This is a genomic window from Pseudomonas sp. 21LCFQ010, from assembly GCF_024129905.1.
In the GTDB taxonomy this organism is placed as follows: Bacteria; Pseudomonadota; Gammaproteobacteria; order Pseudomonadales; family Pseudomonadaceae; genus Aquipseudomonas.
This window is the reverse complement of sequence record NZ_JAMYDZ010000051.1, coordinates 1-9,840: the sequence shown is the minus strand read 5'-3', so window position 1 is coordinate 9,840 and position 9,840 is coordinate 1. Positions and strand designations below refer to the sequence as shown.

Sequence of the window (9,840 nt, the reverse complement as noted above, 5' to 3'; positions counted from 1 at the left end):
TGTGGTTTTGAAGGCAACGCCGATGTGGTCGGGGCGATCAATGTACTAAGGGCGGGACACGCCCGGTTAGCCTGTGAAGTGAGCGCAGAGGTCATGGCGCCAGCAGCAGGAACCCACCGAAGCGACTTGGGGGCGGCTCGATGCCGCGCCTGAGCGCCGTAGGAATCTCTGGTCTTCAGGCCGGGGAGGATGTCAAATGGCCTACAAGGACACCTTGACCGGGCTGCCCAACCGCCGGGCGTTCATGGACCGCCTCGGCACGACCCTGACAGACGCAACGAGCGCCGCACCGCTGTTTTTCCTGATGCTCGATATCGACGACTTCAAGAAGGTCAATGACGGCTTCGGCCATGACGTGGGCGATCAGGTGCTGATCGCGGTGGCCGCAATCCTGCGCGAGCATAGCCATGGCCATAACTACGCACGCATGGGCGGCGAAGAGTTTGCCGTGGCCGCGCACGTCGCGAATGCCGCGCAGGCGCAGGAACTGGCCCGCACCATTGTCGCGGCGGTCAACTCGGCTCAGGTGTGTGGCCTGTCCCTATCGATCAGCATCGGCCTGGCCGATCACCAGCCGCAAGAATCGCTGCTGAGCCTGATGCATCGCGCCGACCAGGCGCTGTATGACGCCAAGAGCGACGGCAAAAACCGCTATGCCATGGCCCGGCAGGTGGTGATGGTGGTCTGAGTCATCTGATGCGGCGTGCATGAACCAACCTCGCCCTGGCAGGTCGAAGGCCGACGACGATGCCACGCAGGGCTCAGGTTCTGCACAGCGCCGCCCCACCCTGGCACGGCAATCGTGCAAATCTTTCCGGGTGATAACAGGTTCTAAAAGATGAAAAAAATCGTTCTGCCAGTTCTGGCGCTGCTGTTTTTGCATGGCTGCGCGCAGATGCCCGACTACTCCAATGTCGAGGGTGACAAACCGGTCGACGAGTCGCGTTACACCGTGCTCGAAACCGAGACCTGGGCCACCCGCGAGCAGCGCAGCCTTCTGGATGATCGGCCGAATCTGAACATCATCAGAATCAACGACAAGAAGGTCGGCAACATCCCCTTCTCCACCTACTACTACAAGAACGACTCTCCGCAACGTGCCGTGCTGCAACCTGGGACTTACACCATCCAGCTGGAATACCGGCTGCCGCTGCACTTCATGTTCACCGACCTGAAATTCAACGCCAAAGCGGGCCAGAAGGTCATTGCCCGCTCCAAGTACGTGGGCGTCAGCCGGCTGGAAATCTGGCTGGAAGATGCCGCCACCGGTGAAGTGGTAAGTACCCGGGTGCATTGACCCGCCGCGCACGGCTAGCCGCGCAGGCTCAAGCCGAAACGAAACACCGCGCCCTGCCCCGGGACATCCAGCAGTTCGATCCCGGCGCCATGCAGTTGCAGAATCTGATAGACGATCCGCAACCCCAGGCCGCCATCACGCCGCGCACCGCCGATGGTAAACGGGCGCAGAAACAGCCCCTCGCGTAGCGCCGGCGCAATCCCTGGGCCGCTGTCGGCAACGATGATGTTCAGGTGCTCGGCAGCAGGCTCCAGTTGCAGGGTTACGCTGCCACCTTGCGGGGTATGGCGCAGGGCGTTGTCGAGCAGGTTGGTCAGCACCCGCTCGATCAGGCCCAGGTCGGCATACACGTCCGGCACACTGCGGGGCATCTTGGCCTCCAGGGTGATGCCCTTGGTCGCAGCAGTGAGTTCGAATTTCTGCAATACGTCCTGCAGCAAGTCCGCTGCCGAGAAGCGTTCGATCACCGGTTTGACGAAGCCGTGTTCCAGACGCACCAGTTCCAGCAACGCCTGGGCCAGGCCGCCGACCTTGTGGCTCTGGTCCAGGGCGATGCCCAGGTAGCGGCGGCGTTCTTGCGGGCTCAGGCGTTCACCTTTAACCGACAACACTTCCAGGTAGCCATGCAGTGAAGCCAGCGGGGTGCGCAGGTCGTGGGAGATATTGGCCACCAGTTCGCGGCGTTCCTGTTCCTGGCGATTGAGGGCACGCAGCTGTTCGGCCAGGCGCTGTTGCATCTGCGCAAAGGTACGCTCCAGAGCGCCGATTTCATCGTTGCGCGGGCGCGCTTCGGGCACGGCTGGCGGCTCGGCGCTGGCGTCGATATCGAAGCGTTCCAGCGCAGTGGTCAGGCGGCGCAACGGCCGGGTGATCCAGGCGAATGCGGCAAGACCGGCCAGCAGACACAGCGCGGCGATCAGGCCGATGGCCCACACCGCCGTGCTCAAGGCCTCGCTGGTGGCACCTCGGGCGGCAAACCGGTCATGCGCTTCACCGAGCAGCACCACGTAGAGAAAGCCGGCCCGCTGACCGGCGACCATCAGCGGCGCAACGCTGAACACCTTGCGGGCATCGAGGCTGCGCGGGTCATCACCAACGATCGGCAGCGGCTCACCGGCGATGAAGCGCTTGATCGGTGCCAGATCGACCTGGTCGCGCAGCAAACGGTCGCGGGGCGCGGCGTCGCCGATGATGCGCCCGTCGATGTCCAGCAGGTACACCTCAACGCTGGGGTTGACCAGCATCAATTGGCTGAACAGCTCGCGCACCGCGCCGGGCATCAGGCCGTTGGCGTCCATCAGTTGCGTATCGCTGGCGATATGGCGGGCCAGGTCGCGGGACAGCCCTTGCACCACTTCCAGCTCATGCATGCGGCTGGAGCGCACTTGCAGCCAGATCGAGGTGCCGCTGCACACCAGCAGCAGCACGGCGAACACCAGTGCCAGGCGGCGGGTCAGGCTAAGCGAAAACATCAGGCGTCACCGGCGGCTGCGAATTTATAACCGCGCCCCCAAACGGTGAGGATCCGCGCAGGGCTGGCGGGGTCGGCTTCGATCTTGGCGCGCAAGCGGTTGATGTGGGTATTGACCGTGTGCTCATAGCCGTCATGGCTGTAGCCCCACACAGCATCGAGCAGCTCCATGCGCGAGAACACCTTGCCCGGCTGACGGGCGAAAAAGTACAGCAAATCGAACTCCCGTGGCGTGAGGTCCAGGCTTCGAGCATCAAGGGTCGCTTCACGGGTAATCGGATCAATCCGTAAACCGGCGATCTCCAGGCCGCCGCTGTCCAGGCGCAGATTGTTCGCCAGCGCCTCGACCCGGCGCAGCAACGCCTTGACCCGCGCGACCAGTTCCATCATCGAGAACGGCTTGGCCAGATAGTCGTCGGCGCCCAGTTCCAGGCCGAGAATGCGGTGCATTTCACTGGAGCGCGCGCTGGTGATGATGATCGGCGTGTAGCGGGTCATGGCCCGGGCGCGGCGGCAGATTTCCAGGCCATCGACCCCAGGCAGCATCAGGTCGAGGATCAAGGCGTCCCAGCCGCCTTGCTCCAGCAGGCGCAGGCCCTGTTCGCCATCGGCGCTGTGCACCACCTCGAACCGCTCATCGCGCAGGTGCAGGCAGATCAGCTCGGCGATGTGTTCGTCGTCTTCCACCACCAGCACGCGTTTGACCTGCTCCATTGCGCTAGCCCCTCCGGTATCGATTCGCTGGTCATTCTCACACAGCGCTGCCCGTGCAGTTATCACGAATTGTTTAACTCTGCGTGAGGATTTGGCGAAGCGCCGGGGCGTAGCCTGAGTCCATCAAAAAATTGGCCGTAGCGCACAGGAGACCACCATGCTCTCAAGACGAAAACTACTGCTCAGCGCCGGCTCATTCGGGGTCGCCGCCACCGCCTTTGCCGTGCTGCCACGGCTGGCCGACAGTCAGGTTCTGAATGGCGCAGATGACGACATCGGCAGCTTCGAGGTCAGCCATAGCGACGCTGAGTGGCGCCAACGGCTGACCGCCGAGCAATACCGCATCCTGCGCCAGCAAGGCACCGAACGCTCTTACAGCAGCCCGCTCAATAACGAGCACCGCGCAGGCACTTTTGCCTGTGCCGGTTGCCAGTTACCGCTGTTTTCGTCCGCCACCAAGTTTGACAGTCACACCGGCTGGCCGAGTTTCTGGCAACCGCTGGACAACGCCGTGGGGCAACACACCGACCGCAGCTACGGCATGTTGCGCATTTCAGTGCATTGCCGGCGCTGCGGCGGCCACCTGGGTCATGTGTTCGATGACGGCCCGCGCCCCACCGGTCTGCGTTATTGCATCAATGGCGCCGCCATGACTTTCACGCCGGCTTGAGGACAACCCCATGCTATTGCTGACACTCGCCTACCTGGGCGGCCTGCTGACCATCCTCAGCCCGTGCATCCTGCCAGTGCTGCCCTTTGTGTTTGCCCGTGGCGGGCGGCCGTTGCTGCGCAATGGCCTGCCATTGCTGGCCGGCATGGCCCTGACCTTCGCTCTGGTCGCTACCCTGGCGGCGGTCGGCGGGGCCTGGGTGGTGCGTCTGAACCAATATGGTCGCTGGCTGGCGCTGGCGTTCATCACCCTGTTCGCCCTGACCCTGCTGCTGCCGCAACTGGCCGAACGCCTGACCCGGCCACTGGTGGCAGCAGGCAATCGTCTTAACGCAGCTGCAGGTCACGACCAGCAGCCACGCGCTGGCACCTCATTGCTGATCGGCATCGCCACCGGCCTGCTGTGGGCGCCCTGCGCTGGTCCCATTCTGGGCCTGGTACTCACCGGCGCCGCGCTGCAAGGCGCCAACATCGGCAGCAGCCTGCTGTTGCTGGCCTACGCCGCCGGTGCCGCCACCTCGCTGGGCCTGGCCCTGCTGGTGGGCGGCAAGCTGTTCGAGGCCATGAAGCGCGGCCTGGGTGCCGGTGAATGGCTGCGCCGTGGGCTTGGCGCAGTCATGCTGGTCGGGGTGGCGGCCATTGCTTCGGGGCTCGACACCGGCCTGCTGACCCGTTTGTCGACCGCGACCACGGCTGGGCTGGAACAACATCTGGTAGATCGCTTGACCGGCCAGCAAGACGACGGCGCAATGATGATGCGCGCCACCGACAGCCACAGCGGCGAACTGCCGGTGGAAGGTAACCTGCCCGCCCTCGAGGGCGCGGTGCAGTGGCTCAACTCACCGCCGCTGAGCGCCGAAGCACTGAAAGGCAAAGTGGTGCTGGTCGATTTCTGGACCTACTCGTGCATCAACTGCCTGCGCAGCCTGCCCTACGTCAAAGCCTGGGCCGAGAAATACCGCGACCAGGGTCTGGTGGTGATTGGCGTGCATGCCCCGGAGTTCGCCTTCGAGCGTGACATCGACAACGTCAAAAAAGCCAGCCGTGACCTTGGCATCACCTACCCGGTGGCCATCGACAACGACTTCGCCATCTGGAAAGGCTTCAACAATCAATACTGGCCGGCGCATTACTTCATCGATGGCCAGGGCAAGATCCGTTACCACCACTTTGGCGAGGGCCGTTACGACGAGTCCGAGCGGGTCATCCAGCAGTTGCTGCGCGAAGCCGGGCAGCACGACGTTGCCAGCGGCATGGTCAAGGTCGCTGCCAGCGGTGCTCAACAAGCCGCCACCCAGGGCATTCGCTCGCCGGAAACCTACCTGGGCTACGACCGCGCCCAACACTTTGTCTCGCCCGGTGGCGCCCGCCAAGACCGTGTGGCCAGCTACAACCTGCCAGGCAGCCTCAAGCTCAACGACTGGGGCCTGAGCGGCGCATGGCAAATCAACGAACAAGAAGCCGTGTTGGCCCAGGCCGGCGGGCATATCGCCTACCGCTTCAAGGCCCGCGACCTGCATCTGGTGCTCGGCCCGTCTGCCGACGGCAAGCCGGTGCGCTTCAAGGTCAGCATCGACGGCAAAACTCCGGGCGAGGCCCACGGAGTGGACATCGATGCCGATGGTAACGGCACGGTGAACGAACAGCGCCTCTACCAGTTATTGCGCGTGCCCGGCGACGCCGCCGAACACAGCTTCGATATCGAGTTCCTCGACCCCGGCGTGCATGCCTACGCCTTCACCTTCGGCTGAGACCACCACCATGCGAATGATCAAACGCTTTACCTTACAAGCCCTCGCCGGCCTGGCCTTTATCCAGATCAGCGCCTGCTCAATGGCCGCGGAAGATGCCGTAGTGATTCCCGCGCCAGCCCATGACCTGAGTACCTCACAATCCACCGCCACTGCGGTGTTTGCCGGAGGCTGCTTCTGGGGTGTGCAGGGGGTATTCCAGCACCTGCACGGCGTTACCCAGGCGGTGTCCGGCTATGCCGGCGGCAGCGCCAATACCGCGCACTATGAGCAAGTCGGCAGCGGCGACACCGGGCATGCCGAAGCGGTGCAGATCAGCTACGACCCGCAGCAAATCAGCTACGGCAAGCTGCTGCAGGTGTTCTTCTCCGTGGCCCACAACCCGACCCAGCTCGACCGCCAAGGCCCAGACCGGGGCACCCAGTACCGCTCGGCAATCTTTGTGCACAACGACGAGCAGAAGGCTGTGGCCCAGGACTACATCAAGCAGCTCGACGCTGCCCATGTCTATGCCAAGCCCATCGTCACCCGCCTGGAACCGCTGACTGCTTTTTACCCCGCCGAGGACTACCACCAGAACTACCTGACCACCCACCCGAACAACGGCTACATCGTGGTCAACGACCTGCCCAAGGTGATGAACCTCAAGCAGTTGTTTGGTGAGTTGTATATGCAGCAGCCGGTGTTGGTGAAGGTGCCCTGAGGTATCCGGCGTGAGCAGTTCCCTCCCACAGGGGCACACTTCATACCTCTGCGGGAGGCACATCTGGTGACAAAGGGCTTCGCGGATAAATCCGCTCCTGCGCGCCGGGTGAGACAAGCTTCACCTTGCAATATCGCTACAACATCGCCACCATTGCGAATAGTTGTCATTCGCCATGGTCATCTCCGCCGTGATTGCTCCTCCCGCCGATACGCGTCAGCAAGTCCTCCATCGCCTGTTCGGCGACCATCACAGCTGGTTGCTCGACCGTTTGCGCGTGCGTCTGCGCTGCCGCGAAGACGCTGCCGATCTGGCCGCCGAGACCTTCGCTCAGGTGGTGGAGATGCCCGACCCGCAGAGCATCCGCGAGCCACGGGCGCTGTTGAGCACCATCGGAAAGCGGCTGATCTTCGCCCGCTGGCGGCGCAACGATATCGAGCAGGCGTATCTGCAGGCCCTGGCCGAACAGCCAGATCCGCTCGCGCCATCGCCGCAGGAACACTGGCTGGTGATGGAGGCGCTGCTGGAGGTCGACCGGCTGCTCGACGGTTTGTCGTCCAAAGCGCGGGCAGCCTTTCTCTATAGCCAGCTCGACGGCCTGACCTATGCGCAGATCGCCGCTGAATTGGGTGTGTCGGTCACCCGCGTGCATCAGTACATGGTTCAGGGGCTGACCGCCTGTTATCGGGCGGCGCCGTGAGCGGGTTGCCGCCGGCGGTCAGCCAGGCGATTGAATGGTACGCAAGGCGGGCATCGGGCAGTTTCGATGAGGCTGCGCAACGTCAGTGGCAGAGCTGGCTGGACGCCGATGCCAGTCATCAGCAGGCCTGGCAGAGCTTGCAGCAGCAACTCAATCGCACCCTGACACCGCTGGCGCAACAGCCTGGCACGGCGCGGGCCTTGCGTGCTAGCGGTCACTCGCGGCGACGCTTGCTGCGCGGCGCGCTGGGGCTTGGCGGTCTGGCAGTGGCTGCGCATCTGCTGAGCTCGCGCGGCGGGCCGCTGCACGAGCGCTGGGGCAGTGACCTGCGCACCGGCACTGCCGAACGTCGCACGTTCCATCTCGACGACGGCTCGACCCTGCTGCTCAATGCCGAAAGCGCGGTGGACCTGAACTTCAATGCCAGCCAGCGGCGTGTGCAGTTGCTGCGCGGCGCGGTGCTGGCTGAGGTCAGCAAGGAGGCGGCGCCAGCCCGACCGTTCGTACTCGCCTGCCCTTGGGGTGAAGCGTGGCTGGACGGCGGCAGTTGCCTGTTGTCGCGGCAGGGTAATCAAGCCCAGGTGTGGGCCATGAGCGGCGAGCTGGAATGGCGCACGCCGCAGCAACGTCAACACCTGAGTGCAGGCCAGGGCCTGGCCTTCGACGGTCAGCGCTGGCAGCCAATTACGCCGCAGCACACCCATCAGCGCAGCTGGATCAGCGGTTTGCTGGAGGTGCATAACCAGTCTCTGGGCGAGGTGATCGAACACCTCAAGCCTTATCACCATGGGCTGTTGCAGGTGTCTGATGGCGCTGCCGGACTAAGAATTTCCGGGGTATTTACCCTGGATGACAGCCATAGTGCGCTGGCGGCGCTCAAGGATGTGCTGCCACTGCGCATCGACAGTTATCTGGGGTTGTGGACGCGGGTCGACCGGGCGTAGGGGTTGAGGCTGTCGCCCACAGGGTGCAGCCCTGCTGGCGAAAAGTTTTTTCACATCACCCCTGAAAATTTTCCAGGCTCGCGTCACATACCAGGCAGTCACGCGTTTTGCGCGTCCCGCACCGTCCTTTGCCGAGTCTCTTTCATGCATTTGAATACCCTCTTCCCGCTGGTACTCAGCGGTTGCCTGGCCAGTGCCAGCAGCTTCGCCAGTGACGCGCTGTACGACTTCAATATCGAGGCCGGGCCGTTGGCCAGAACGCTGATCAGCATCGGCCAGGTCAGTGGTCGTCAGGTGCTGTTCGTGCCTGCCGATGTCGAAGGTCGTCAGGCGCGGGCACTGCGTGGCCAGTTCAGCAGCCAGGAGGCGGTCCGCCAGAGCTTGCAGGGCAGCGGGCTGGCCTTGCTGGTAACCGCCAGCGGGGCGCTGAGTGTGCAGCCGCTCAACCGTGACGGCCTGACCCTGGATGCGACGGTGATCGATGCCAACCGTCAGGGCGCCGCAGCCGATGAAGTGATCGCCCGCCGCACCCCGGCGGCCAGCACCACACGGCTGGGCCTTAGCAACCGTGAAACACCGCAGGCGATCAGTACCGTGACCCGCCAGCAGATCGATGACTTCAAGCTGACCAGCGTCAAGGATGCGCTGCGCAGTGCGCCGACCGTCACCGTGGAGCAGTTCGAGACCGATCGTACGGCGCTCACCTCGCGCGGTTTTATCATCGACAACTTCGAGTACGACGGCATGGGGATGCCCTTCTCGTCCGGTGTATTGCTCGGTGACCAGGACCTGGCCGAGTTCGAGCAGATCGACGTGTTGCACGGCGCCAACGGCCTGATGAGCGGCGCGGGTAACCCGTCTGCCACGGTCAATGCGGTGCGCAAACGGCCGACCGAAACCTTCCAGGCGCAGATCAACAGCAGTGTCGGTTCGTGGGACAACCGCCGCCTGGACTTCGATGTCAGCGGCCCGCTCAGTGAAAACGGCAAGGTGCGCGGGCGCTTTATCTATGCCCATGACAAGGGCAACTCTTATCTGGACCGCTACAGCCATGAGATCAACCTGGCCGCCGGCCTGCTGGCCTTCGACCTGTCGACGGCCGATACCCTGACCGTGGGTTACTCGGACCAGAAAAGCAATTCCAATGGCAGCACCTGGGGCGCACTGCCGATTGCCGACTACGCCGGCAACCGCATTCACTACAGCAGCCGCAGCTCAAGCATCGGCCAGCCCTGGAGCTACTGGAACATCCACACCCAGCGCGCCTTCGCCGAGTGGGTCCATGAGTTCGACGGGGGCTGGAAAAGTACCCTCACCGTCACGGGGGTGAACCAGCATCAGGACACCCAGATGCTCTATGCCATCCCCGCCACCGCCACTGACGTGTTCGCCTACTTGACATCCTCCCCGGCCTGAAGGCCGGAGATTCCTACGGCGCTCAGGCGCGGCATCGAGCCGCCCCCGAGTCGCTTCGGTGGGTTCCTGCTGCTGGCGCCATGACCTCTGCGCTCACTTCACAGGCTAACCGGGCGTGTCCCGCCCTTAGTACATTGATCGCCCCGACCACATCGGCGTTGCCTTCAAAACCACA

The 9,840-nt window shown here is 63.6% G+C and carries 9 protein-coding genes and 1 pseudogene; 8 read left to right on the top strand and 2 right to left on the bottom strand.

Annotated elements, in window-relative coordinates; genetic code table 11:
* Positions 1-196 precede the first annotated feature (196 nt).
* A complete protein-coding gene (locus NJC38_RS28745) occupies positions 197-688 on the top strand; it encodes a GGDEF domain-containing protein (RefSeq protein ID WP_253118159.1) in 492 nt (163 codons plus the stop codon).
* A gap of 150 nt (positions 689-838) precedes the next feature.
* Positions 839-1,297 (top strand): hypothetical protein, encoded by a 459-nt coding sequence (locus NJC38_RS28740; protein WP_045481782.1) that lies wholly within the window; start codon positions 839-841, stop codon positions 1,295-1,297.
* Between the two features lie 14 nt (positions 1,298-1,311).
* On the opposite strand, the gene NJC38_RS28735 is transcribed toward NJC38_RS28740, so the two are convergent.
* Both NJC38_RS28735 and NJC38_RS28730 read right to left on the bottom strand, forming a co-directional pair.
* The gene (locus NJC38_RS28735) at positions 1,312-2,769 is read right to left on the bottom strand and encodes a HAMP domain-containing sensor histidine kinase (protein WP_253118158.1); all 1,458 of its coding nucleotides are present in this window, start codon (positions 2,767-2,769) and stop codon (positions 1,312-1,314) included.
* Complete coding sequence (locus NJC38_RS28730) at positions 2,769-3,482, bottom strand: response regulator transcription factor (protein ID WP_253118157.1); 714 nt, start codon at positions 3,480-3,482, stop codon at positions 2,769-2,771. Before NJC38_RS28730 ends, NJC38_RS28735 begins: the two co-directional genes overlap by 1 nt.
* Before the next feature lie 157 nt (positions 3,483-3,639).
* Between NJC38_RS28730 and msrB the strand changes: the two genes are divergently transcribed.
* The 6 genes and pseudogenes from msrB to NJC38_RS28700 all read left to right on the top strand — a co-directional run.
* Positions 3,640-4,152, top strand: a complete 513-nt coding sequence (msrB, locus tag NJC38_RS28725) for a peptide-methionine (R)-S-oxide reductase MsrB (protein WP_253118156.1) — start codon at positions 3,640-3,642, stop codon at positions 4,150-4,152.
* Positions 4,153-4,162: 10 nt separating this feature from the next.
* On the top strand, positions 4,163-5,902 hold the full coding sequence (locus NJC38_RS28720) for a cytochrome c biogenesis protein DipZ (protein WP_253118155.1): 1,740 nt from the start codon (positions 4,163-4,165) through the stop codon (positions 5,900-5,902).
* A 10-nt stretch (positions 5,903-5,912) separates the two neighbouring features.
* A complete protein-coding gene (gene msrA / locus NJC38_RS28715) occupies positions 5,913-6,605 on the top strand; it encodes a peptide-methionine (S)-S-oxide reductase MsrA (protein ID WP_253118154.1) in 693 nt (230 codons plus the stop codon).
* A gap of 175 nt (positions 6,606-6,780) precedes the next feature.
* On the top strand, positions 6,781-7,305 hold the full coding sequence (locus NJC38_RS28710) for a sigma-70 family RNA polymerase sigma factor (RefSeq protein ID WP_253118153.1): 525 nt from the start codon (positions 6,781-6,783) through the stop codon (positions 7,303-7,305).
* Positions 7,302-8,249 (top strand): FecR domain-containing protein, encoded by a 948-nt coding sequence (locus NJC38_RS28705; RefSeq protein WP_253118152.1) that lies wholly within the window; start codon positions 7,302-7,304, stop codon positions 8,247-8,249. Before NJC38_RS28710 ends, NJC38_RS28705 begins: the two co-directional genes overlap by 4 nt.
* A 144-nt stretch (positions 8,250-8,393) precedes the next feature.
* Positions 8,394-9,608 (top strand): annotated as a pseudogene (locus tag NJC38_RS28700) (TonB-dependent receptor plug domain-containing protein); the annotation flags it as partial.
* Positions 9,609-9,840: the final 232 nt, after the last annotated feature.

Bases quoted from the DNA above. Each gene is read 5' to 3' on its own strand.
- NJC38_RS28720 (WP_253118155.1), top strand. From the start codon at position 4,163: ATGCTATTGCTGACACTCGCCTACCTGGGCGGCCTGCTGACCATCCTC.
- NJC38_RS28730 (WP_253118157.1), bottom strand. From the start codon at position 3,482: ATGGAGCAGGTCAAACGCGTGCTGGTGGTGGAAGACGACGAACACATC.
- NJC38_RS28745 (WP_253118159.1), top strand. From the start codon at position 197: ATGGCCTACAAGGACACCTTGACCGGGCTGCCCAACCGCCGGGCGTTC.
- NJC38_RS28735 (WP_253118158.1), bottom strand. From the start codon at position 2,769: ATGTTTTCGCTTAGCCTGACCCGCCGCCTGGCACTGGTGTTCGCCGTG.
- msrA (WP_253118154.1), top strand. From the start codon at position 5,913: ATGCGAATGATCAAACGCTTTACCTTACAAGCCCTCGCCGGCCTGGCC.
- msrB (WP_253118156.1), top strand. From the start codon at position 3,640: ATGCTCTCAAGACGAAAACTACTGCTCAGCGCCGGCTCATTCGGGGTC.
- NJC38_RS28710 (WP_253118153.1), top strand. From the start codon at position 6,781: ATGGTCATCTCCGCCGTGATTGCTCCTCCCGCCGATACGCGTCAGCAA.
- NJC38_RS28740 (WP_045481782.1), top strand. From the start codon at position 839: ATGAAAAAAATCGTTCTGCCAGTTCTGGCGCTGCTGTTTTTGCATGGC.